General features: G+C 61.6%; 24 protein-coding genes. 17 read left to right on the top strand and 7 right to left on the bottom strand.

From position 1 onward, the window contains the following. Window positions 1-3 precede the first annotated feature (3 nt). Both ASE11_RS22930 and ASE11_RS22935 read left to right on the top strand, forming a co-directional pair. A complete protein-coding gene (locus ASE11_RS22930) occupies window positions 4-324 on the top strand; it encodes a non-heme iron oxygenase ferredoxin subunit (protein ID WP_056277417.1) in 321 nt (106 codons plus the stop codon). Window positions 325-345: 21 nt separating this feature from the next. Then, window positions 346-1560 carry an NAD(P)/FAD-dependent oxidoreductase gene (locus tag ASE11_RS22935; RefSeq protein WP_056277421.1) on the top strand — a complete coding sequence of 405 codons (1215 nt, stop codon included), beginning with the start codon at window positions 346-348 and terminating at the stop codon, window positions 1558-1560. Window positions 1561-1583: 23 nt separating this feature from the next. Here ASE11_RS22935 and ASE11_RS22940 read toward each other — a convergent pair whose 3' ends face one another. Further along, entirely contained in the window at window positions 1584-2363 is a 780-nt protein-coding gene (locus tag ASE11_RS22940) for an IclR family transcriptional regulator (protein WP_056277424.1), read from the bottom strand. Between the two features lie 150 nt (window positions 2364-2513). Between ASE11_RS22940 and ASE11_RS22945 the strand changes: the two genes are divergently transcribed. The 4 genes from ASE11_RS22945 to ASE11_RS22960 are packed head-to-tail and all read left to right on the top strand — an operon-like array spanning window position 2514 to window position 6571. After that, window positions 2514-3788, top strand: a complete 1275-nt coding sequence (locus ASE11_RS22945) for an aromatic ring-hydroxylating dioxygenase subunit alpha (RefSeq protein ID WP_056277426.1) — start codon at window positions 2514-2516, stop codon at window positions 3786-3788. A gap of 41 nt (window positions 3789-3829) precedes the next feature. Then, entirely contained in the window at window positions 3830-4807 is a 978-nt protein-coding gene (locus ASE11_RS22950; RefSeq protein WP_056277428.1) for a Bug family tripartite tricarboxylate transporter substrate binding protein, read from the top strand. Between the two features lie 6 nt (window positions 4808-4813). Further along, on the top strand, window positions 4814-5593 hold the full coding sequence (locus tag ASE11_RS22955; protein ID WP_056277431.1) for an SDR family NAD(P)-dependent oxidoreductase: 780 nt from the start codon (window positions 4814-4816) through the stop codon (window positions 5591-5593). A gap of 3 nt (window positions 5594-5596) precedes the next feature. After that, window positions 5597-6571, top strand: coding sequence for a PDR/VanB family oxidoreductase (locus ASE11_RS22960; protein ID WP_056277434.1), 975 nt, complete (start codon window positions 5597-5599; stop codon window positions 6569-6571). A 153-nt stretch (window positions 6572-6724) separates the two neighbouring features. Here the strand turns inward: ASE11_RS22960 and nadC are convergent, their stop codons facing one another. Genes nadC through ASE11_RS22980 form a run of 4 tightly spaced genes read right to left on the bottom strand, consistent with a single transcriptional unit; the run spans window position 6725 to window position 9840 of the window. Then, window positions 6725-7576 carry a carboxylating nicotinate-nucleotide diphosphorylase gene (gene nadC / locus ASE11_RS22965; protein ID WP_056277438.1) on the bottom strand — a complete coding sequence of 284 codons (852 nt, stop codon included), beginning with the start codon at window positions 7574-7576 and terminating at the stop codon, window positions 6725-6727. 28 nt (window positions 7577-7604) lie between these two features. Continuing rightward, window positions 7605-8054, bottom strand: coding sequence for a bacteriohemerythrin (locus ASE11_RS22970; protein WP_056277441.1), 450 nt, complete (start codon window positions 8052-8054; stop codon window positions 7605-7607). Window positions 8055-8113: 59 nt separating this feature from the next. Continuing rightward, window positions 8114-8872: a TSUP family transporter gene (locus ASE11_RS22975; RefSeq protein WP_056277443.1), complete on the bottom strand. Its 759-nt coding sequence runs from the start codon at window positions 8870-8872 to the stop codon at window positions 8114-8116. After that, the gene (locus tag ASE11_RS22980) at window positions 8869-9840 is read right to left on the bottom strand and encodes a Bug family tripartite tricarboxylate transporter substrate binding protein (protein ID WP_056277446.1); all 972 of its coding nucleotides are present in this window, start codon (window positions 9838-9840) and stop codon (window positions 8869-8871) included. The genes ASE11_RS22975 and ASE11_RS22980 overlap by 4 nt, the downstream gene beginning before the upstream one ends. A 180-nt stretch (window positions 9841-10020) precedes the next feature. On the opposite strand from ASE11_RS22980, the gene ASE11_RS22985 reads away from it, so the two are divergent. The 3 genes from ASE11_RS22985 to ASE11_RS22995 are packed head-to-tail and all read left to right on the top strand — an operon-like array spanning window position 10021 to window position 12709. After that, on the top strand, window positions 10021-10983 hold the full coding sequence (locus tag ASE11_RS22985) for a PDR/VanB family oxidoreductase (protein ID WP_056277449.1): 963 nt from the start codon (window positions 10021-10023) through the stop codon (window positions 10981-10983). An 8-nt stretch (window positions 10984-10991) separates the two neighbouring features. Then, window positions 10992-12185, top strand: a complete 1194-nt coding sequence (locus ASE11_RS22990; RefSeq protein ID WP_308331090.1) for a Gfo/Idh/MocA family oxidoreductase — start codon at window positions 10992-10994, stop codon at window positions 12183-12185. 8 nt (window positions 12186-12193) lie between these two features. Continuing rightward, entirely contained in the window at window positions 12194-12709 is a 516-nt protein-coding gene (locus ASE11_RS22995; RefSeq protein ID WP_056277456.1) for a MarR family winged helix-turn-helix transcriptional regulator, read from the top strand. A gap of 48 nt (window positions 12710-12757) precedes the next feature. Here ASE11_RS22995 and ASE11_RS23000 read toward each other — a convergent pair whose 3' ends face one another. Continuing rightward, window positions 12758-13747, bottom strand: coding sequence for a hypothetical protein (locus ASE11_RS23000; RefSeq protein WP_056277459.1), 990 nt, complete (start codon window positions 13745-13747; stop codon window positions 12758-12760). After that, window positions 13747-15078, bottom strand: coding sequence for a Rieske 2Fe-2S domain-containing protein (locus ASE11_RS23005; protein ID WP_056277461.1), 1332 nt, complete (start codon window positions 15076-15078; stop codon window positions 13747-13749). Before ASE11_RS23005 ends, ASE11_RS23000 begins: the two co-directional genes overlap by 1 nt. A gap of 199 nt (window positions 15079-15277) precedes the next feature. Between ASE11_RS23005 and ASE11_RS23010 the strand changes: the two genes are divergently transcribed. The 8 genes from ASE11_RS23010 (at window position 15278) to ASE11_RS23045 (ending at window position 21407) form a co-directional block, all read left to right on the top strand. Continuing rightward, window positions 15278-15475: a DUF2798 domain-containing protein gene (locus tag ASE11_RS23010; protein ID WP_321166275.1), complete on the top strand. Its 198-nt coding sequence runs from the start codon at window positions 15278-15280 to the stop codon at window positions 15473-15475. A 254-nt stretch (window positions 15476-15729) separates the two neighbouring features. Continuing rightward, on the top strand, window positions 15730-16662 hold the full coding sequence (locus tag ASE11_RS23015; RefSeq protein ID WP_056277467.1) for a LysR family transcriptional regulator: 933 nt from the start codon (window positions 15730-15732) through the stop codon (window positions 16660-16662). Beyond that, on the top strand, window positions 16659-16928 hold the full coding sequence (locus ASE11_RS23020) for an EexN family lipoprotein (RefSeq protein WP_056277470.1): 270 nt from the start codon (window positions 16659-16661) through the stop codon (window positions 16926-16928). Before ASE11_RS23015 ends, ASE11_RS23020 begins: the two co-directional genes overlap by 4 nt. Before the next feature lie 244 nt (window positions 16929-17172). After that, window positions 17173-19194 carry a conjugal transfer protein TraG gene (locus ASE11_RS23025; RefSeq protein ID WP_056277471.1) on the top strand — a complete coding sequence of 674 codons (2022 nt, stop codon included), beginning with the start codon at window positions 17173-17175 and terminating at the stop codon, window positions 19192-19194. Next, complete coding sequence (locus tag ASE11_RS23030; RefSeq protein ID WP_056277474.1) at window positions 19191-19685, top strand: CopG family transcriptional regulator; 495 nt, start codon at window positions 19191-19193, stop codon at window positions 19683-19685. Before ASE11_RS23025 ends, ASE11_RS23030 begins: the two co-directional genes overlap by 4 nt. Further along, window positions 19682-20725 carry a P-type conjugative transfer ATPase TrbB gene (gene trbB, locus ASE11_RS23035; RefSeq protein WP_056277476.1) on the top strand — a complete coding sequence of 348 codons (1044 nt, stop codon included), beginning with the start codon at window positions 19682-19684 and terminating at the stop codon, window positions 20723-20725. Before ASE11_RS23030 ends, trbB begins: the two co-directional genes overlap by 4 nt. Then, window positions 20722-21126 carry a TrbC/VirB2 family protein gene (locus ASE11_RS23040; protein ID WP_056277478.1) on the top strand — a complete coding sequence of 135 codons (405 nt, stop codon included), beginning with the start codon at window positions 20722-20724 and terminating at the stop codon, window positions 21124-21126. The genes trbB and ASE11_RS23040 overlap by 4 nt, the downstream gene beginning before the upstream one ends. Beyond that, window positions 21123-21407, top strand: a complete 285-nt coding sequence (locus ASE11_RS23045; RefSeq protein WP_056277481.1) for a VirB3 family type IV secretion system protein — start codon at window positions 21123-21125, stop codon at window positions 21405-21407. The genes ASE11_RS23040 and ASE11_RS23045 overlap by 4 nt, the downstream gene beginning before the upstream one ends. Window position 21408 lies beyond the last annotated feature (1 nt).

The following is a 21408-nucleotide window of genomic DNA, read 5'->3' on the forward strand; positions in this document are numbered from 1 at the left end:
AGCATGCACGATGAATGGATCAATGTAGGCAGCGTTGCCGATGTCGACGAGGACGACACGCATTCGGTGGAAGTCGACGGCAAGCGGGTGTGCCTGTACAAGCTCGGTGGAGAAATCTATGCGACGGACGGTACGTGCACACATGGCGAGGCGGATCTGTCGCTGGGCATGGTGGTCAACTCCTGTCTCATCGAGTGCCCCTTGCACGAAGGCACCTTTGATATCAGAACCGGCCGCGCGGTGGACGCCCCTTGCACCGAGCCGCTGCATTGCTACCCGGTCAAGGTCGAGCAGGGGGTCATCTACCTGCGGCCCGTCCGCTGAGCACCTGATCGGGAAACAGAGATGGATGTTGTCATCGTAGGAGCCGGCCAGGCCGGCGCTTGGGTCGCCCGGTCGCTGCGGCAGGGGGGGCACGAGGGGGGGATCACGCTGCTGGGCCGGGAGTTGCACGCGCCGTACGAGCGGCCCCCCCTGTCCAAGGGGGTGCTCAGCGGGACGGAGGCACATCCGCCGGTGCTGCTTGACCCGCAACAGTGCGATGCCTTGCGTGTGGATTTCCGGCCGGGTGTCGAGGTGGTCGACATCGATCGCTCCCGCCACCAGGTCCGGTGCGCGGATGGCTCGGTGGTTCCCTACGACAAGCTCGTGCTGGCCACCGGCGGGCGTCCCCGGCCGTTGTCGTGTCCTGGCGCGGACCTGCCCCATGTCCATGCCTTGCGAACGATCGAGGACTCCATGGCCATCGCCAGGCAGTTGGTGCCTGGCAAACGCTTGCTGGTCATTGGGGGTGGATGGATCGGGCTGGAGGTCGCGGCGACGGCGAGGGCGAAGCAGGTCGATGTCATGCTGCTGGAGGCGGGCTCCCGCCTGTGTGCGCGGTCGCTGCCGCCCCGGTTTTCAGAGCTTTTGCTTGAGAAGCACCAGCAAGAGGGTGTCGAGGTCCGCTTGTCGACAACGGTCTCGTCGATCACTGCCGGGCGTCAGCGCACTCTGGCCGTGCAACTGCCCGGCGGGGCGCAGGAGTTCGACGCGGTCGTGGTCGGGATCGGGCTGCTGCTCGATACCGGCCTGGCCGAGACCTGCGGGCTGGAGGTCCGGGACGGCATTGTCGTCGACCAGGCAGGAAGAACGTCCGACCCCGACATCTATGCGGTGGGCGATGTGGCCAACCAGCCCAGCACCTGGGCAGGCGGCCGCTTGCGCCTCGAATCGTGGGCCAACGCCCAGAATCAGGCGATCGCCGTAGGCAAGGCACTGGCCGGAGAAGACGTGGCCTATGACGAGATACCCTGGTTCTGGTCCGATCAGTACAACCTGAACATACAGGTGCTGGGGATACCGCTGAACGATGTGGAAGGCATTCAGCGCGGATCAGTGGAGTCGGGCCAGTTCTCCGTGTTCCAGTTCTCGGGCGAGCGATTGCACAGCGTGATCTCGGTCAATGCGCCGCGGGACATCAAGGTCGCCAAGCGCTGGCTCAAGCAGGGGACTTGTCCGTCTCCAGATGTGATCGCAGATCCATCGGTGCGCCTCGACAAGCTTGAGCGCTCAGCGTGAACCCTTGCGCCAATTGGCAGAGTTCAATCGGTTGTCGCGCCGGCTTTCGCTGAAAGCTCGCGCGAGGCGTCCAGCAGCAGCGCCACAATCTGCTGCACCCGCGCGTCGTCCAGACGGGCGCTGGGTCCGTAGACGACGAGCGACCCCATGACTTTGCCGCCTGCGGCGCGGAACGGCACCGCCATGGCCACGGCGCCCTTGATGAGTTCGTCGCGGCTGATGGCATAGCCCGCCTCGCGGATGCGGGCCAGCCCTTCGAGGTAGGCTGGCTGCTGATTGGGCGGCACCTTGCCATCGAGGTAGCTCGCCGCGTCCTTCACGAAAGCCAGAATCGCTCGCCCGCTCGCGCCCTGGATCACGCTCTCGCTGTGGCCCACGCCGCGCTTGAAACTCAGCGGCTGCGGGCTGGGCATCTCGGCCACACAGACCCGCTCCCGGCCGTGGTGCACCAGCAGCGCGACAGTCTCGCCGGTCTGCTCCCACAAACGCCGCATCATGGGCTGCGACAGTTCCGCCAGGTCCAGGCCGGAGGTCCAGACGTGGGCCAAGTGCGCCACCGAGGGACCGAGCTGGAAGCGCTGCGGCTCGCCCGAGGCCACGATGAAGCCGCGCAGCTCCAGCGTGCGCAGCAACCGGTAGAGCGTGGGCCGGCTCAGATCGATGCGCCGCAGCAACTCGCTCGCGCTCAACTGCCGGTCGCCCGCCCTGAAAGCCAACAGGATGTCCAGCGCGCGGTCCACCGCGCGCACCCCTTCCCCCGGCTTCTCCACCACCGGCCCGCGGTCCGCGCTGTCATCGCTCATGGTCGTCCCCACGTTGCTCCGTGTCTGTGATGGTTGATTGTACAAAATATGTCCATCAGATGGACAACATGTTCATTCTGTTTGACTTAAATCAAGCCCATCCAAATAATGGACATCCGTCTCATACAACGTACAACCTCTGGAGCCCACATGAACAAGGAAATGTCTGAAACGCTCACCCGCGTCGGTCCCGGCACGCGCATGGGTAAGTTGCTGCGCCGTTACTGGGTACCGGCACTGATGTCGAGCGAGATCGCCGAGCCGGACAGCCCGCAGGTGCGCGTGCAGCTGCTGGGTGAGAAGCTGCTCGCGTTCCGCAACTCCGACGGCCAAGCCTGCCTGATCAGCGAGTTCTGCTCCCACCGCGGCGTGTCGCTGTACTTCGGCCGCAATGAGGAAAACGGCATTCGCTGCGCCTATCACGGCGTCAAGTTCGATGGCATGGGTAAGTGCGTGGATGTGCCGTCATCGCCCCAGGCTTGCGCCCGGATGCACATCAAGGGCTACCCCTGCATTGAGCGCGGCGGCATCGTCTGGACCTACATGGGCCCGGCCGACCAGCAGCCTGCAGCGCCTGAGCTTGAGTGGTGCACGTTGCCGGCCGAGCACGTGTTCGTCTCCAAACGGGTGCAGTACTCGAACTATCTGCAGGCCATGGAAGGCGGCATCGACACCGCGCACGTATCCTACGTGCACAGCTTCGAGGTTGACGGCGACCCCATGCACCAGGGCGTCAAGGCGTTGGACTACATCAAGGCCGACGGCAACGTGAGCTTCGAGATCGAGAAGCAACCCTTCGGGCTGAGCCTGTTCGGCCGCCGCCTGGGCGAACCCGACTCCTATTACTGGCGCATCACGCAGTGGCTGTTCCCCTGGTTCACCCTGATCGCGCCCTTCGGCAAACACGCGCTGGGTGGACACGTGTGGGTGCCAATCGACGACCACAACTGCTGGGCCTGGAGCATCAACTGGCAGCCCGATCGCCCGCTCACGACTGAGGAGCGCTCCGCCATGGAGGCCGGCAAGGGCATCCATGTGGAATACGAAGCTCCTGACAGCTTCATTCCTAAGTACAACCGCGACAACGATTACGGCATGAACCGCCAGGCCCAGAAAGACAAGCGCTCCTACAGCGGAATCTTCGGTTTCGCGGCCCAGGACTACTCGTTGCAGGAGAGCATGGGCCCGATCCAGGACCACGAAGCGGAAATGCTGCTGCCCACCGACAAGGCCATCGTGATGGCGCGGCGCATGCTGCACGAGGCCGCGCTGGGCCTCGAAGAAGGCCAGACGCCGCCGGCGCTGGACGCAGGCGAACAGCACGTGCGACCGGCTGGCGTGCTCCTGCCCCGGGACCAGGACCCCGTCGAATGGGCACGCGAGAACCTGGCCGCAGCCATGAGCAAGCCGGTCTTCAGCCTTTGACGGCACGATCTTTCATTCCCATGACAACACGGAGACAACCCATGACATTCACCCGCAGGCTCCTCACCACCGCATTGGTCGCCGCAACGATTCCTTCCGCTTGGGCGCAGGGCACGCCCGACTGGCGCCCCAGCAAACCGGTGCGCATCGTCGTACCCATCGTCGGCAGCACCAACGACGTGTTGGCCCGCCTGGTCGCGCCCGAGCTGCACAAGGCATTTGGTCAGCCCTTCGTCGTGGAGAACAAACCCGGTGCGGGCGGCAACATCGGTGCGCTGGATGTCTCGCGTGCCGCGCCCGACGGCCACACCCTGCTGGTGGGCTACAACGGGCCACTGGCCATCAACGTCACGCTGTTCGACAAGATGCCCTATGACCCGACCAAGGACCTGGCACCCATCACGCTGGCGGTCAAGGCACCGCAGTACCTGGTGGCCACCCCATCGGCCGGGTTCACCAGCGTGCAGGATTTCATCGCCAAGGTCAAAGCCAATCCCGCTCGGTACTCCTACGGCTCCGTGGCCATGGGCAGCGCCTCGCACCTGACCATGGAGATGATGAAGTCGGCGGCCGATTTTCGGATGACGCATATCCCTTATCGAGGGGCCGGGCCTGCGCTTGCGGATCTGATCGCGGGCAATGTGCAGGCAGGCTTTTTCGTGCCGGGCAACGTGCAGGGGTTCGTCAAGGAGGGGCGTCTCAAGCTGCTGGCCTCGACCGGTCGACAGCGCTTTCCGAGCACGCCCGACATTCCCACGCTTTCGGAATCGGGTCTCAAAGACTTCGAAGCCACTTCATGGATCGGCTTCCTCGCGCCGCCGGCCACGCCACCAGAGATCATTGGTCGTTACCACGCGGAGATCGTCCGCATCCTGAAGTCGCCTGAGATTCAGAAGCGGCTGCACGAGATGGAGTTTGAAGTTGTTGCCACCACACCCCGCGAGTTCAGCGACTGGATCGGCACCGAGATCACGCGCTGGGGCAAGGTCATCAAGAGCACTGGCGCCAAGGTGGAGTGAACTGAGATGAGCACTTCCCGACTGGCGGGGCGCACCGCGCTGATCACTGGCGCTGGTGCCGGCATCGGTGCAGCCGCCGCCTCGATCTTCAGCCGCGAAGGCGCGGCCGTGCTGATGGTGGACGCGAATGCGCAGGCCCTTGAGCGCACGCGCGCCGCGATCGAGCAGGCACAGCCTGGCGCGCGGCTGGCTTGCGTCGCGGCCGACGTGGCCGACGAGGCGGCCGCGCACGCGGCGGTAACGCAATGCGCCACGCTTTGGGGCGGACTGGACATCTTGGTCAATAACGCGGCCATGCGCAACTACAGCGCCGCCGCCGATGCCACGCCCGACGAATGGCAGGCCATGGTCGGCGTCAACCTGGTGGGCATGTCCAACTACTGCCGCGCGGCGCTGCCGGCGCTGAGGCGCTCGGGTGTCGGCAGCATCGTCAACGTGTCCTCATGCTACGCGGTCACCGGCCGCAAGGGCATGGCGCTGTACGATGCAACGAAGGCTGCGCAGTTGGCCTATACGCGCACGCTGGCCTTCGAGGAGGCACCGCACGGTGTCCGCGCCAATGCCGTCTGCCCGGGCTCGACGCTGACCGACTTCCACCTCGGCCGCGCGAACCATGCTGGCAAGAGCGTCGAACAGCTCAAGAACGAACGCAAGGACACCTCGCTGGTTGGCCGCTGGGCCGACCCCGCCGAGATCGCCTGGCCCATCCTCTGGCTCGCATCCGGCGAGGCCTCATTCATCACCGGCACCACGCTGATGGTCGATGGCGGCCTGCACATCATGTAAGCCATGGTCACAAAAACTCTGCAGGCGCTCATCTTCCAGATGCGCCACGAAGCCCCGGGTATCGTCGGTGTCGAACTGCGCCCGGTGCCGCCTGCCGCCGCGTTCCCCGCCGTCGAGGCCGGCGCGCACATCGACCTGCACTTGGGCAACGGCCTGGTGCGCAGCTACTCCCTGGTCAATCCGGGCGAGACCCATCGCTATGCTGTGGCGGTGCTCAACGACCGCCACAGCCGAGGCGGCTCACGCTTCGTACACGAGCAGCTTCGCGTGGGCCAGACCATCGCTATCGGTGCGCCGCGCAACCACTTCCGGCTGGACGAGGCCGCGCCACGCAGCGTGCTGCTGGCCGGGGGCATTGGCATCACACCGGTCTACGCCATGCTGCGGCGCCTCGCAGCGCTCGGGCGCGAGGCGCAGCTCGTCTATTGCGCGCGAAGCCGCTCTGAGGCGGCCTTCCTGGCCGAGATCGAAGCGCTGGTTGAGACTCACGACTTCCGACTTTCTCTGAGATGTCATTTCGACGACGAGCAAGGTGGCCCACCTGACCTCGAACGCCTGCTCGCCGACCATCCGCCGGGCACCCACTTCTATTGCTGCGGCCCCGGCCCCATGCTCGATGCCTATGAACGCGCCTGCGAGCGCTTGGGCCAGCAGAACGTACACCTGGAACGCTTTGCCGCCACCCCGACGACCGCACCCGCGATTCCCGCCAGCGGCTACACCGTGGAACTGCGCAGAAGCGGCCGAACGGTCCAGGTGCCGCCCGGTGTGACCCTGCTCGACGCACTCATTGAGGCGGGCCTCAGCCCCGACCACAGCTGCCGCGAGGGCGTGTGTGGCGCCTGCGAGACCAAGGTCATCTCGGGCGATATCGATCACCGCGACCAACTGCTGTCCAAGCAGGAGCGCGCGGCCAACAAATCCATGATGATCTGCGTCTCTTCCTGCCGCTCGGGCTGCCTTGTACTTGATGCTTGACGTCAGTACTTCGGTCAGAGCAATCACTCAGTCGCGGCCGACAATGAACCGCTCCGGGAATGAACTGTCCCCCTAGTACTTGGACGGTCAGGCTTTTAAGCGGACTTCAACGTTATCCCAGGACAACCCCCGATTTTCGAAAACCTGAGCTCACTATTGCTCAACGGGTTTGTCTTGGAAACGCATGGAAAAATCCACGGCCTTGACATCCTTGATCAGCGCTCCGACAGAGATTCGGTCCACACCCGTTTCGGCATACGTCCGAAGGTTTTCAAAGGTGACCCCGCCAGATATCTCTAGACTGCATCGCCCTTTGGCCAACTTCACAGAGGCTCTGATGTCTTCAAGAGACATGTTGTCCAGCAATACCATCTTTACGCCAGCGTCGAGGGCCTCCTCGAGTTGCCGAAGGGTTTCGACTTCTACTTGAATGAACGAGACAAGAGACTCGACCTTGAGCGCAGCATTGAACGCAGCAGTCAGTCCTCCAGCCGCAGCGATGTGATTCTCTTTGATCAAGATCGCATCGAAAAGCCCTATGCGGTGGTTCACTCCGCCTCCGCATCGCACGGCATATTTTTGTGCAGTCCGCAATCCAGGTATCGTTTTTCTGGTGTCCAGAATGCTAGCGGCAGTACCCTCCACCGCTTTGACATACTGAGCCGTCTTGGTCGCAACGGCACTGAGTGTTTGCAGCCAGTTCAAACATGTTCGCTCAGCGGTCAGCAACTCTCGAGCCACGCCTTGGATATCAACGACTTTTTGACCAGGTTCACACCGTTCACCGTCATTGAGAAGCCATTGAATCTGGGCAGTAGGAGCGGTTTGACGAAGCACCTCGTTGACCCAGGGACGACCACAGATGACGGCGGATTCCCTGCAGATGATGGTGGCAACGGCCTTGCGATCCGCTGGGATGAGCGCCGCCGTCAAGTCTCCCGTGCCCACATCCTCTTCCAGTGTGCGTTGGACATCCGCGTGAACTTGCTCTTCAAAAGTCTTCATGTGAAAAGGTATTAGATATGCTTTGGGTTTACTCAGGAGCAGACTCATGGCTTCTGATGTTACGACGCAGAACCACAGGCTTCCCGCCCAGTGTCCGTTTGCACATCCAGTGCGCCAAGGCTGAGTCGAGGTAGTCCGCATGACCAGGAAACCAGGTGGCCAGCTCGCTACCCAGTCGGCGGCACACAGCCACGTTGCCGCTGGCCAGTTGTTGCCCGACCTCATGGATGCTTTTCAACACGGCGGCGTGTTCGTTGATGTGACACTCGCTGGCAGGAAAGTCGGTTTCGCACATCCAGCGGTTTTCCATCTCGAAATGCTCTTCACAGTGCCGGGCAAGCGTGTTGAGTACGCCCTCCAGGTCGGCTTCTTCTGCCCGTTGAAGCGCCGCCACACAGTCGACGAACTCCCGGTGTACCAAATCCATGGGTGTGAACCCAAGAAGGTAGCCATCATCCCAACTGATTGCTGAATTCATTGGTCACGTTACTCATAAAAAGGAAACAGTTCTCCCCTGCTCCATGTGGTCAGATGTGGTTACTTGGTGATGAGCAACACGGAGAGCGCGGTCAGCAGCCCCAGCAGCAGACGTCGAAACACGGTTTCACTGAGCCGATGACGAAGCAATCTTCCCATTCGAAGGCCGACGAACATGGGAATCAGGGCGAGGCAGGACAGAGCGACCTCAGTCCAACCAAAGCGTCCGTACCACATCATGGTCCCGTACATGGGTACAGAACCTAGAAGATAGATGATGCTGATGGACCTGATGAACTCGTCTTTGTGCAGCTTGAGTGCCAAGAGGTAGGCAATGAGTATGGGGCCCGTCAAGGTCGAGACGCCAGCCATTACGCCTGCGACCCCGCCAACCAGAGGCCCCATCCACCGCTCCTGGCTAGGGTTCACCCGAAAAGTTGCTCCAACGGCCATCATTCCTACGGCGACCATCACGACGATTGCTAGCAGAACATTGAAGCCCTGCACAGACAAGTTCCTTGTTAAATGGATAGCTGCAAGCGTCGCGACGAACTGGCAGACCAACAAGCCACCAAAACGCCGCAATCCCTCATTCAGCCTCTTGCCTTCAATGGCCTGCCACAGATTCGAAAGCAGGACCGGCATGACGAGCAGTCCCATCGCCCTTGGTGCAGGTAGAAGAAGCGACAGCAAGGGAAGCACCACAAGCGGCAGCCCCACTCCCAGAGTTCCCTTGACCAGCCCCCCCAGCACGATGGCTCCAAAGCATGCGAACCAAAGTACAAGGAGGGACAAAGCAACACCATCGACAGGCATCATTCAGCTTTGAGCTCTGCGTGCTTTCCTGCTTTCGCCATTGCTTGATTTTCTTGCTCGATGACTTTCCGGTAGACATCGCCACCAGCCCCTACGGGTTCGATACCGGCGATCTGGAACTTCTCGATGACATCAGGCAGTTTCACAACTTGTGCAATCTCATCAGCCACCTTTTTGGAGATCTCAGGTGGAGTCCCCGTTCGTGCCAGCACGCCAACGGAGACTGAAAAGTCAAACCCCGGGATGGTTTCTGCAATCGAAGGGGTATCGGAAGCAGAAGCTGAACGCTTGGGTGCGTTGCTGGCCAACACAATGACCTGACCACTTTTTACGAACCCCAACATGGACGGCAAAGCGGCAAACAAGAAGTCCACTTGCCCCCCAACCAGCGCCGGAACCGACTGACTCGATCCACGGAACGGAACGTGGACCATTGAAAGTCCAAGCTCCGACTTCAAAGCTTCCATTGTGAGGTGGTGCGTGCTTCCAATCCCCGAAGACCCATAGGTGAACGCTCCAGGCTCCTTCTTGGCGCGAGCCACAAACTCCTGAAAGGTCTTGACTCCACTTTTAGGGTGCGCCACCAAGAACAAAGGCGAGCGGGCAATCAGCGACACAGCCTGCAGATCCTGTCCGACAGCGTACTTGGCCGCCTTGTTGATCTGCGGAGTAATGGACAGCATGGAGCCATCGGAAACAATGAAGCTATACCCGTCGGCCGGCAGCGCGGCGAGTGTTTGTACCGACACGACGCCGTTACCCCCGGGCTTGTTTTCCACCACAAAGCCCTGCTTCATCCGCTCCGAGAGCTTTTGCGCGATGACCCGCGCCACGGTGTCAGGCAAGCCGCCAGGAGCATAGGGCACGATGAACTTGACCGGGCGGTTGGGGAAGTCACTCGCCTGCGCCTGCGAAAGACTGCACGCAAGGATGGTCGTCACAGCCAAGGCAGCAAAAAAACGTCGTTTCATGGATTGTCTCCGTTGGTGGGGTTGAAGCGAATCAGCAAGCACTTCTGCCTTGCCCCCGGAAAGAGCATGTGCGACAGTGCTTGTTTTTTTCTTAGATAACTAAGATAATCAATTTTTCCCTCTTGTTTGACCTTTGTCAAGAGTGGATACCACCATGTTTTCTAAGCAAGATCACAGACCATGACTACAGACGAGACAATGCGCACCCTCTTGGTGACCCACAAGGAGTTCATCGCTACAGACACCGTTCTTTTCGAACTGAAATCCCCTGACTCTTTGCCTCTGGCCCGCTTCACGGCGGGAGCGCACATTGCTGTACGGGTTCCCAATGGGGCGATGCGCCACTACTCTCTGTGCAGTAACCCCGATGAGGCAGACCACTATCAGCTCGCGGTCAAACGAGAAGCGGACGGCCGGGGGGGATCGCAGAGTCTGGTCGATGAGGTGAACGTGGGGGATACGCTCATGGCCGGCACCCCAAGCAATTTGTTCGGGCTGAGCGACAAGGCGAAGAGTTTCATCCTCGTAGCGGGTGGCATAGGCATTACGCCGATGCGCGCCATGATCCATTCACTGCGAGCGGAAGGCTTGCGCAGTTTCAAGCTCTACTACCTGACTCGCACACCTGAGTCAGCCGCCTTTCTGAACGAGCTGCGCTCGCCTGAACTTGCCAGCAGTGTGGTTGTCCATCACACCCACGGCGATCCCGCAAAGACATTCGACTTGTGGTCCGTTTTCGAGAAACCTCAGGCGGGTGTGCATGTCTACTGCTGTGGCCCCAAGCGTTTGATGGATGAGGTCAAGGACATGACTGGGCACTGGCCCAGCAGTGCGGTGCATTTCGAGAGCTTCGGTGCGGATACGAAACCCCACGCAGACGACAAACCATTCGAGGTCGAGTTGGCCAAAGCTGGCAAGACGCTACTGGTACTGGCCAACCGCAGTATCCTGGACGCGTTACGAGACCATGGCATCAGGGTGCCGAGTTCGTGTGAGAGCGGAACATGCGGCTCATGCAAAGTCCGGTTGCTCAAGGGTGAGGCGGATCACCGAGATCTGGCATTGCTCCCGGAAGAGCAGGAAGATCACATCATGGTTTGCGTCTCCAGAGCGAAGTCCGACACGCTTGTCCTCGACCTGTGATGGCAACGATGCAACCGATCAAGCTTGGCGTCCTAGGACTTGGACGCGCATTTACGTTGATGATTCCAACCCTCAGCAAAGACCCCCGCATCGATCTGGTCGCTTGCTTCGATACCAATGCAGGTGCTTCAGCGGCTTTTTCGAAAGCGTTCGGTGGTGTCGCGCACACCTCTGCAGACGCACTCTGCGCAGACCCGAACGTCGAATGGATCTATGTCGCAACGCCTCACCAGTTGCACGAAGAACATGTACGTCTTGCTGCCAAGCATGGGAAACACGCGCTCGTCGAAAAGCCCATGGCGTTGTCGCTTTCGGAATGCGAGCGCATGCGGGAGACCTGCGAACAAGCAGGCACACAGCTGATCGTGGGTCACAGCCACAGTTTCAATGCCCCAGTGTTGCGCGCGCGCTCAATCATTGAGTCGGGGCGGTTTGGTCGTGTCCGCATGATTCAAGCCATGAACTTCACCGACTTCCTCTACCGGCCAAGACGTCCGGAAGAACTGGATACAACGAAAGGGGGTGGTGTTGTCTTCAGCCAGGCGGCACACCAGATCGATATCGTTCGATTGCTTGCCGGAGGAGAGGTCGCTTCCGTCTACGCTAGAACTGGGGGGTGGGACCGGCAGCGCCCCACCGAGGGAGCGTACACCGCCATTCTGAACTTTCGTTCCGGCGCCTTTGCCAGCGTGACCTACAACGGGTACGGTTTCTTTGACACCGACCCGTGGATGGGCGGCGTCGGCGAGATGGGGTGGCCAAAGAACACCGACACCCACCGACTCACCCGAGAAAAGTACCTGAGTACACAAGACGAAATTGCCGAAGCCCGTCGGAAAGCCAACCGGAATTTTGGTGGACCGGACTACGTACCAGATCTTAGAGGCGCACCTACCGCCTTTCAACACTTCGGGCCTGTCATCGCCTGCTGCGAACAGGCAGACCTCCGTTTGACGCCCTATGGCGTAGAAATTCACGACGTCCATGGCGTACACCTTGATGCGCTGCCACCGCAGGCGGTTCAACGTTCAGAGGTCGTGGACGAAATGTGGTCAGTGGCCAGGGAAGGTGCAGCGCCTACCCATTCTGGCGCCTGGTCCATGGCAACGATGGAAGTGTGTCTGGCGATCCTCGAATCGAGCAAGAAAGGAGGCGCTATCATTTTGGAGCACCAAGCCGCAGTACCCGCCATTCGGCGTTGACGCTCCCAATGACCAGCAAATCCATAGAAACACAAAGCCTTCTTCATCACTGGCGAGAATCGGTCCCCAACGATCGTCTCGCCCATCTAGTCCGTGATGTTGCGCGGGCTCAGATGCGTGCGCTTCAGTATCGTCTATCACCCTTCGGCGTGTCATTTGGACACTGGACGTTCCTCCGAATCCTTTGGATTCGCGACGGACTGACCCAGAAGGAGCTGAGCGATCTGGCGGGCGTGATGGAGCCGACGACCTTCTCGGCCGTGAAAGCCATGGAGCGAATGGGTTTCATTGAACGCAGGCACCTTCCCGGCAACAAGAAGAACATGCACGTTTACTTGACCGATGCTGGGCGCTCACTTGAACATGTACTTGTGCCCTTGGCGGAAGAGGTCAACGAGATCAGTGCCGATGGACTTCCCGATCGCACGCTTTCTTTGGTGAGGAATGCGTTGGTGAGGATGATTGAAAACTTGGCACATGAAGAAGAAACCCGCGCCACTCTAGTGGGCGACGCGGGCGACTGAAGCGCAGTAGGTCACCAATCTTCGGTTGCTTGCATGGGCAAGAGCGCCTCAGATGCTGTAACTCTCGTAGGTAGACGGGTGAAAGAGCTCATCCAAACCCACTTTTCTGCACGACAAGCCTTGCGCATGGTGGTGATGCAAGAACGCTTCAATCGTCTTTCGATTGGGCTCCACCCCGTATGACCAGAAGTCGTTTCCAAGCGTTTCACGTGCCGCCTTGAGCTGTTCTTCCACAAACGGCAGCGTTACCTTGGTGGCAGAGGTATCCGCCAGGAGCTCCAAGGCCTTCGCCTTGGATTCACCAAAGGCCTTGAAAACGGCTGCCGGCAACCAGCGGTTCTGCTCTGCGAGCTCTTTGCGAATGCCCACCACGTGCATGATGGGAAAGATGCCTGTCCGCCGGTAGTAGTCCTTTGCCACCGTAGTCGGATCATCGAACAGCCAAGCCACATTTGGGTTACTCAACGCCGCTCCGCTGGGTGGTCGTGGTGCGATAAAAGCATCGATCTCACCTTTGTCGAGCAGGTCGGAGATGGTATGCCCTGCCGGAGCGGCCTCAATGGTCACGCCCGGGGGAAGATCCAGTTTGATCTTCTCCGGACGTCCGGGCGTGTCGATTCCGCCTCTGACCCAGGTCACGTCCTCGGGATTCACGCCATAGTCGTCCTGCAAGATCGACCGTGCCCAAACCACCGCAGTCAGTTGATACTCCGGCACGCCAATACGGCAGCCCTTGAGGTCTTCAGGCTTTTTGATGCGGTCCTTCCGAACATAGATAGAGGTATGCCGGAAGGCGCGTGACAGAAAAACCGGCACGGCGATATAAGGGCTCTCGCCTTTGGCGTGCTTGACCAGGTAGCTTGAAAAGGAGAGCTCGGTAATGTCGAAATCCCGGCTCCGCATGGCCCGAAAAAACATCTCCTCGGGATTCAGCAACATGTACACCGGGTCGCATCCATCGATCTGGACACGCCCGTCGTACAGAGCACGGTTTCGGTCGTAGTCGCCCATGGCGACCGATATGTGCAGCTTTGACATCAAGCGTTCGCCCCCTCTGTCACCACGTAGGAGCGATCCATCTCTGGACTGTCCTGACCTTCAAGCCATACGTAGCTCACTTCATGGGTACGCCAGTCGACTGTCTTGGGAATGACGCCCTGGAACGAACACACTTCTTTCGGGATGCGCTTCTCTCCGGTTCCGATGGCCTCGCCTGTCGCCTGGAAAGCTTGAACAGCGTCCACCATCTGTTTGCGAAACTCGACGATGGCCATGTCGCTGGCACCCAGCCGGTCGTGGCTTCGATCGGCGATTTTCCCCATGGTGATCCACATGGCCATATCCTGATTCGGAATGCCGGAGATGCCCGTGAAGTTTCCGCTCTTCATCGCCTGACGGTCTTGCCAGTAGCGATTTTCGTAGTTGCGCAGCGGACGGTATTGCTCATCCAGGTCCACCCCCACGGTCTGGCCCAGGAACTTGCGCCAGGTCGCCGTCTCCGGGGTCTGCGACGGATGACCCCAACCAATGAAGTAGAAGCAGGTATTGGTGTCATCCACCGGCACATTCACGTTCGCCACGTTGTACAAGTTGTTGGGCGGGATCAGCACCGTCCATGGCGCAACGAAAACCGTCGTACGCACATAGTCGTGCGTCTGCGCGTTGAAGATCGGCCGTCGCACCGCAGCGTAACGGAATCCGAAGCTGGCGCGCTGCACTTGCATCCGCGGCGCTTTGTCGGTCGAGGGGCGCAACCAGTTTTTGTCCGTGGCTTTGGCACCATCGACACGCGCAGGGACCATGTCCGAGCTGTGCAGACTCGAGCTGTGGGCAGAGTCAATCGCACCTTCAAGGATCTGAGCCCAGTTCACAGGAATGATCACCTTGGCAACGCTCACACGCGTGTCCGCCGTGGGCGCCCAACGGGGAGGCTCGAACTCCGGCATGGTCTCAGCCGCCCCCATGTAGGCCCAGACGAAACCACCCCACTCCTTGGTCGGATAGGCCTTGTGCTTGACCTTCTCCAGCATGCCACTGGCCTCGGGCTCGGAAGACATTTCCGTTACGTTGCCGCTCACATCCATCTTCCATCCGTGATAGAGACAGCGAAGACCACCCTCTTCGTTGCGGCCAAACACGAGCGATGCCCTGCGGTGAGGACAGTATTCATCCATCACACCAACTTCGCCGTCCGTGTTTCGGAAAACCACGAGATCTTCTCCGAGGATGCGGGCTTTGACGGGCGTCCCATCTGGCTCGGAGACCTCTTCGATTAGACAGATAGGAACCCAATGCCGGCGCATCAGTTGCCCCATGGGTGCACCGTTTTCAACACGGCACAGCAGATCGTTTTCTTCATGCGTAATCATGGAAATCTCCTGTAAGGATGGGAAAGTGCAAGGAGGCACTGCGTTGAAGTATACTTCGATATCTAAGTATTTTTTCAAGGGTTATCCCTTACCACTGCCTCTGCCAGTCTCTTTGTCTCAGCAACCACCTAGGGCGAAGGCCCTCTACAGCATGAGAAAGCTTCCTTACAAATTCAGTTCGCTCGCGTTTGCGTTCTACATGGCAACCATCATTGCCTTCATGATGTGTCTGCTCCTAACGGCCATCAACACCGGAGTTGACACCCAGTTCATTCAACGGGTACTGAGTACCTACGTAATCGCCATGCCAGTGGCCTTCGCATGCGTCGTCTTGGTACGTCCGCTGGTCCTCTATCTCGTCTCAAAGACCGTGGCCACGAACGCAGGTGACACATGAAATGACTTCGGCATCATCTGAGCACTGTCCAATTCAGACGCGGTCACGATCAGAAAGGACAGCCATCAACCGTGATGACTGCGCATTTAGTCCCGTTGTAGTGCGCTCAGCTTGGCCCAAGGACGCCAAGAACGCGAACTTCCGCGAGGCTGCTGCGTACTCAAACCAGACGTGTTTGATGTAGTCCTCTGGTGGGCCACATCACTGTCGGAGCAACAGGCATTTGAGAAAAATGAAAACATTCAGGGAAAACAATGGAACTGAGGCACCTTCGGTGCTTCTTGGCGGTCGCTCAGGAACTGCATTTCGCCAGAGCCGCCGAGAAGCTTCACATTGAGCAATCGCCACTTTCGAGAGCGATCAAGGAACTGGAAGAAGAGCTGGGGGTCCGCCTCTTCGACCGCAACACGCGCAGCACGCGTCTGACCCGTGCGGGTCAGGTCTTCATGGATCACGTGCCGCGCGTGTTCGTAGCGCTGACCCAGGCGCGCGACAGTGTTCGGGCCGTGTCGGCCGGGTATCAAGGGCAGCTACGCATCGCCTTGTCCGAAGGCATCTCGCAGGCCCGCTTCACAGCATTGCTATCGTGTTGCCGTGAGGAAGAACCAGATACGGAGATCCGGCTTTACGAGGTTCCGCTGTCACAGCAGATCAGAGGCCTCGAAGCCGACTTGTACGACGCCGGGTTCTCCCACTCATCGGAAGTTGGTGAAACACTCCTTGCCATACCAGTGTGGAACGATCCGATGGTCGTGGCCGTGCCATCGCGCCACCCGCTGTTGGCTCACAAGACGCTGCCTCTGGATGAAGTGCTGCGCTATCCGCTGGTGCTTTGCGACCCCGAGGTGTGCGAGGGCTGCAGCCGCCAGATGGCACGCGTGCTGCGCGCAACGGATCGCGAACCCATCGTAGCCGAGAAGGTCACCAGCCAAGAGCTGATGGTGACCCTGGTAGCAGCAGGCTACGGTCTGGGCTTCTCGACCGAGGCTCATGTTTCGACCTGCGGCCATCCGGAGATCGTCACAAGGCCGCTGGCTGGCCGCACACCGATGTTGACCACCTACCTGATCCACCGCATCGGCACCCCGTCTGAGACCTTGCGACGTTTCGTGGAAAGAGCCCGTGTCGCTGCGCCCGGTCGGGCGACTGACGACGCGTTGGACAGATTGCCAGGGAGTAGCACATGAGAAAGCTTCAAAACTTGACAGCAACCTTGGTGGTCGCCGCCGCAGCTTTGCTGCTGTCGGCCTGCGGCAAGCCGCAGCCCACCGATTCGCTGGAATCGTTGATGGCCGATCCAGAACGGTTGAAGCTGCTGCGAGAGCAGTGCAAGACCGAGCGCACCAAGCTGGGCGACGAACTTTGCGACCGCGTGGCCGAGGCCACGAAACGGCGATTCTTCGGGGACGGCAAGGTGCCGTACAACCCACCTAAGGAATCGCCCAAGTTCTGAACTTGCGCTCGTCGCCACACTCGGTGACGCGTATTTCGTGCATAGGCGCTGTACTACTTGCAGCGCGGCAAGGGGCCCTGACACGCGGCAGCACGCTGCCACTTGCATTCTTGCAGGCCGAGCTGCGAGCCTGTCGATTTCGGACTTTGACCCACCGATAGCCAGCCTTGATCCTCATGCGTGCGACACAGCTTCGTGCCGCGCGAACGGCCCCGTATGGCGGGCCACTGGATCGGAGGTCAAGGTGCAGGCTCAAGGCGCAAGCCACCAGGGGGTTCTCTACGGTCAAATCGCGGCGGTGCTGGGCGTCGTCGTGATCGGCGTGTGGGGTGCGACCCAGTGGACCGCTGCGGCGCTGGACCATCAGGCACGCCTGGGCACTCCGTTGTTCGAGGTCTTCGGCTCGCCGGTCTACCACCCCTGGCGTCTGTTCGAATGGTGGTTCTTCTTCGACGCCTACGCACCCGATGTCTTCGACGTGGGCGGCGCGATAGCAGGCGGCAGCGGCCTGGCCTCGGTAGGCGTGGCAGTAGGCATGTCGGTCTGGCGTTCACGGCAGTCGCGGCAGGTGTCCACCTATGGCTCCGCCCGCTGGGCCACAGCGGACGACGTTCGGCGTGCCGGGCTGAACCGCCCGTCCGGTGTGTTCCTCGGCCAGCATGACACACAGTACCTGCGCCACGACGGGCCCGAACACGTGCTGGCGTTCGCGCCCACACGTTCTGGCAAGGGCGTCGGCCTGGTGGTGCCCACGCTGTTGTCCTGGCCCGGCTCGGCCGTAATCCACGACATCAAGGGTGAGAACTGGCAGTTGACGGCAGGCTGGCGCTCGCGTTTCTCGCACTGCCTGCTGTTCAACCCTACCGACGCACGCTCGGCCGCCTACAACCCGTTGCTGGAAGTGCGGCGCGGCGAGCACGAAGTGCGCGACGTGCAGAACATCGCCGACATCCTGGTGGACCCCGAAGGCGCGCTGGAGCGGCGCAACCATTGGGAAAAAACTTCGCACGCGCTGCTGGTGGGGGCCATCCTGCACGTGCTCTATGCGGGCGAGGACAAGACGCTGCGCGGGGTGGCCAACTTCCTCTCGGACCCGGCCTGCCCATTCGAGGTGACGCTGCACCGGATGATGACGACACCTCACCTGGCGAATGAGCAAGGCGGCGGCCCGCACCCCGTCGTCGCCTCTGCCGCGCGCGAGGTGCTCAACAAGAGCGAGAACGAGCGCTCGGGCGTGCTCTCCACCGCGATGAGCTTCCTGGGTCTGTACCGCGATCCGACGGTGGCGGAAGTCACCTCGCGCTGCGACTGGCGCATTGCCGACCTGATCTCGACCGCGCACCCGGTGTCGTTGTACTTGGTGGTGCCGCCCTCCGACATCAGCCGTACCAAGCCGTTGATCCGGTTGATCCTGAATCAAGTGGGACGGCGGCTGACCGAGTCGCTGGACGGATCGGACGGCATCGCGCGGCGGCACAAGCTGCTACTGATGCTCGACGAGTTTCCGGCTTTGGGCCGGCTGGACTTCTTCGAGACCGCGTTGGCCTTCATGGCGGGTTATGGCATCCGCAGCTTCCTGATCGCGCAGAGCCTTAACCAGATCGACAAGGCTTACGGCCAGAACCACTCGATCCTGGACAACTGCCACGTGCGGGTGACCTTCGCCACCAACGACGAACGCACGGCCAAGCGCATCAGCGAAACGCTGGGCACGGCCACCGAGCTGCGTGCACAGCGCAACTACGCCGGCCACCGGTTGGCCCCTTGGCTGGGCCACCTGATGGTCTCGCGCCAGGAGACCGCACGCCCTCTACTTACCCCCGGTGAAGTGATGCAATTGCCGCCCGACAAAGCGGTGGTGATGGTCTCCAGCATGCCGCCGGTCAAGGCCCGCAAGCTTCGCTACTACGCCGACGCGAACTTCAAGCGCCGCGTGTTGCCGCCGCCCGTCCTGACTGCGGGCCCCTACCCCGATGCGCCGCCAGTGCGGGCGGACGACTGGGGCGAACTGGCCGCGCCGTTGGCACCCACTGCATCCAACCCAGCCTTCATGCCTGGCATGCATGCCGACGAAGGCGGTCCCCGCCTGCAGCCGGAACTGACGGAGATTGCGACGCACAGCCCCATGCTCGACGCACTGACCAATGACCTGGCGCTGCTCGACGACGACGACGCACCCCTGCCCCTTCCCCGCCAGCTCGATCCGGCCATGCAGCGCGCGGCGCGCCTGGCCGCACTCGACCCCGACGACGGCATCGCACTATGAGCCAGTACCGCCTGAACCTGTTCATTCCGCCCGAACATGCGCGCCGCCTGGAAGAAGTGGCGGCCAAGAAGGGCGTATCCAAGTCGTCCATCGTCGCGGCGGCGCTGGCCTCGTGGCTGTCACCAGACTCGGGCGATCAGCGGGAGGCTGCCATCGCCAAGCGACTGGACCGGCTCTCGCGCCAGTTCGAGCGGCTGGAGCGCGACCAGAACATCGAGATCGAGACGCTGGCGCTGTTCATCCGCTACTACCTGACCGTGAGTACACCGGTGCCTGAAGGTCATCAGGATGCGGCCCGCGCGCAGGGCAAGGCGCGCTTCGAACAGTTCGTTGAACAACTGGGTCGCCATCTGTTGCGCGGTCGCAGTCTGGTGCGCGACGTGATTGAGGAACTGCATCCGCAGGAGCAAGGCCTGAACCGGCAACTGGATGAGGCAGCTGAGATGGGCCGCTTGGACCCATCCCCTCCCGAGGAAGGTCCAACCCCATGACGACCCCGCCACCCAGCCCCGAAAAGACCACGCTCGATCGCCGTGTCCGCATGCTGCGCACGGCCATGGGGCCGGTGATCGCGGCCGCGCTCGAAGACCCGGACGTGGTGGAGGTGCTGCTCAACCCCGATGGCACGCTCTGGATCGACCGGCTTTCGACCGGAAGGGCACCGACGGGCATGACACTGTCGGCGACCGATGGTGAACGCATCATTCGCCTGGTGGCGGCCCACGTGGGTGCCGAGGTCCACCGGGGCCAGCCGCTGCTCACCGCCGAGCTGCCCGAGACAGGCGAACGCTTCGAAGGTGTGTTGCCGCCTGCCGCACCGGGGCCGGCCTTCGCGCTGCGCAAGCGCGCCGTGGGCGTGATCCCGCTGGACTCCTACGTGGCCGACGGGATGATGAGCTCAGAGCAGGCCGACTTCCTGCGTCGGGCCGTGCACGAGCGACAGAACATCCTGATCGCGGGTGGCACCAGCACGGGCAAGACCACGCTGGCTAACGCGCTGCTGGCCGAGATCGCCGCCACCGGCGACCGGGTGCTGGTGCTCGAAGACACGATCGAGCTGCAGTGCGCTGCGCGCGACCACGTGCCGCTGCGCACGCGCGCGGGTGCCGTCTCGATGACCGAGCTGGTGCGCGCCACGATGCGGCTACGGCCTGACCGCGTGGTGGTGGGCGAGGTACGCGGCGGCGAAGCGCTGGATCTGGTCAAGGTCTGGGGCACAGGTCACCCGGGCGGCATCGCCACCATCCATGCAGGCTCCGCACTCGGTGCGTTGCTGCGGGTGGAGCAATTGATCCTGGAGGTGGCGGTGAATCCACCGCGCGCCCTGATCGCCGAGGCGATCAACGTGGTGGTCTACATCGCTGGTCGCGGGCGCAAGCGCCGCATCGAGACGATTGCCCACGTCACCGGACACGACAGCACCGGCTACCACCTGGTGTCGGTGAACGAGCCATTGCCTGAACTGCCAGCGCCCTCCCCGCCCTCAGCGGCGGACTCCCCTTCTTCAACCCCACCCGGAGATCTTTCATGACCCCTTCGACTGCCCTGCGCGCCTTTGCCCAACCGTTCATCCGTCTGCAGGTGTCCTCGCGAACAGCCAGCCTGCGCCGCTTGAACCGGCTGATGCAGCCCGCCCGCCAGGGGCTGCTCACCGCCGCCGTCATGCTGAGCCTGGCCGGCACGGCCAAGGCGGCTGGCTCCAGCATGCCCTGGGAAGGGCCGCTGCAGTCCATCCTGGACTCAATCCAGGGTCCGGTGGCCCGCATCGTGGCCGTGATCATCATCATTGCCACCGGCCTGGCCCTGGCCTTCGGTGACACCTCGGGCGGCTTTCGGAAGCTGATCCAGATCGTCTTCGGCCTGTCGATCGCCTTCGCGGCCTCGTCCTTCTTCCTGAGCTTCTTCAGCTTCTCGGGCGGGGCCCTGGTATGAGCGGCGGTGCCGAGCAAGCCACCTCCCTGGCCAGCGGCTTCGAGATTCCGCTGCATCGCTCGCTGACCGAACCCATCCTGATGGGTGGTGCGCCGCGCACGGTGGCCATCGCCAACGGGACGCTGGCCGCCGCCGTGGGCCTGGGCCTGCAGCTGTGGATTCCGGGTGCCGTGCTGTGGATCGCGGGCCATTCGCTGGCGGTCTGGGGCGCGCGGGCCGATCCGCAATTCATGGCTGTGTTTGCCCGGCACCTGAAGCACAAGCCGCTGCTGGACGTATGAG

Source organism: Hydrogenophaga sp. Root209, assembly GCF_001428625.1.
GTDB lineage: Bacteria > Pseudomonadota > Gammaproteobacteria > Burkholderiales > Burkholderiaceae_C > Hydrogenophaga.

What these genes read in the sequence shown, in the direction of transcription:
- ASE11_RS22930 (WP_056277417.1), top strand. Translation starts at nt 4, where the DNA reads ATGCACGATGAATGGATCAATGTAGGCAGCGTTGCCGATGTCGACGAG.
- ASE11_RS22935 (WP_056277421.1), top strand. Translation starts at nt 346, where the DNA reads ATGGATGTTGTCATCGTAGGAGCCGGCCAGGCCGGCGCTTGGGTCGCC.
- ASE11_RS22940 (WP_056277424.1), bottom strand. Translation starts at nt 2,363, where the DNA reads ATGAGCGATGACAGCGCGGACCGCGGGCCGGTGGTGGAGAAGCCGGGG.
- ASE11_RS22945 (WP_056277426.1), top strand. Translation starts at nt 2,514, where the DNA reads ATGAACAAGGAAATGTCTGAAACGCTCACCCGCGTCGGTCCCGGCACG.
- ASE11_RS22950 (WP_056277428.1), top strand. Translation starts at nt 3,830, where the DNA reads ATGACATTCACCCGCAGGCTCCTCACCACCGCATTGGTCGCCGCAACG.
- ASE11_RS22955 (WP_056277431.1), top strand. Translation starts at nt 4,814, where the DNA reads ATGAGCACTTCCCGACTGGCGGGGCGCACCGCGCTGATCACTGGCGCT.
- ASE11_RS22960 (WP_056277434.1), top strand. Translation starts at nt 5,597, where the DNA reads ATGGTCACAAAAACTCTGCAGGCGCTCATCTTCCAGATGCGCCACGAA.
- nadC (WP_056277438.1), bottom strand. Translation starts at nt 7,576, where the DNA reads ATGAAGACTTTTGAAGAGCAAGTTCACGCGGATGTCCAACGCACACTG.
- ASE11_RS22970 (WP_056277441.1), bottom strand. Translation starts at nt 8,054, where the DNA reads ATGAATTCAGCAATCAGTTGGGATGATGGCTACCTTCTTGGGTTCACA.
- ASE11_RS22975 (WP_056277443.1), bottom strand. Translation starts at nt 8,872, where the DNA reads ATGATGCCTGTCGATGGTGTTGCTTTGTCCCTCCTTGTACTTTGGTTC.
- ASE11_RS22980 (WP_056277446.1), bottom strand. Translation starts at nt 9,840, where the DNA reads ATGAAACGACGTTTTTTTGCTGCCTTGGCTGTGACGACCATCCTTGCG.
- ASE11_RS22985 (WP_056277449.1), top strand. Translation starts at nt 10,021, where the DNA reads ATGACTACAGACGAGACAATGCGCACCCTCTTGGTGACCCACAAGGAG.
- ASE11_RS22990 (WP_308331090.1), top strand. Translation starts at nt 10,992, where the DNA reads ATGCAACCGATCAAGCTTGGCGTCCTAGGACTTGGACGCGCATTTACG.
- ASE11_RS22995 (WP_056277456.1), top strand. Translation starts at nt 12,194, where the DNA reads ATGACCAGCAAATCCATAGAAACACAAAGCCTTCTTCATCACTGGCGA.
- ASE11_RS23000 (WP_056277459.1), bottom strand. Translation starts at nt 13,747, where the DNA reads ATGTCAAAGCTGCACATATCGGTCGCCATGGGCGACTACGACCGAAAC.
- ASE11_RS23005 (WP_056277461.1), bottom strand. Translation starts at nt 15,078, where the DNA reads ATGATTACGCATGAAGAAAACGATCTGCTGTGCCGTGTTGAAAACGGT.
- ASE11_RS23010 (WP_321166275.1), top strand. Translation starts at nt 15,278, where the DNA reads ATGGCAACCATCATTGCCTTCATGATGTGTCTGCTCCTAACGGCCATC.
- ASE11_RS23015 (WP_056277467.1), top strand. Translation starts at nt 15,730, where the DNA reads ATGGAACTGAGGCACCTTCGGTGCTTCTTGGCGGTCGCTCAGGAACTG.
- ASE11_RS23020 (WP_056277470.1), top strand. Translation starts at nt 16,659, where the DNA reads ATGAGAAAGCTTCAAAACTTGACAGCAACCTTGGTGGTCGCCGCCGCA.
- ASE11_RS23030 (WP_056277474.1), top strand. Translation starts at nt 19,191, where the DNA reads ATGAGCCAGTACCGCCTGAACCTGTTCATTCCGCCCGAACATGCGCGC.
- trbB (WP_056277476.1), top strand. Translation starts at nt 19,682, where the DNA reads ATGACGACCCCGCCACCCAGCCCCGAAAAGACCACGCTCGATCGCCGT.
- ASE11_RS23040 (WP_056277478.1), top strand. Translation starts at nt 20,722, where the DNA reads ATGACCCCTTCGACTGCCCTGCGCGCCTTTGCCCAACCGTTCATCCGT.
- ASE11_RS23045 (WP_056277481.1), top strand. Translation starts at nt 21,123, where the DNA reads ATGAGCGGCGGTGCCGAGCAAGCCACCTCCCTGGCCAGCGGCTTCGAG.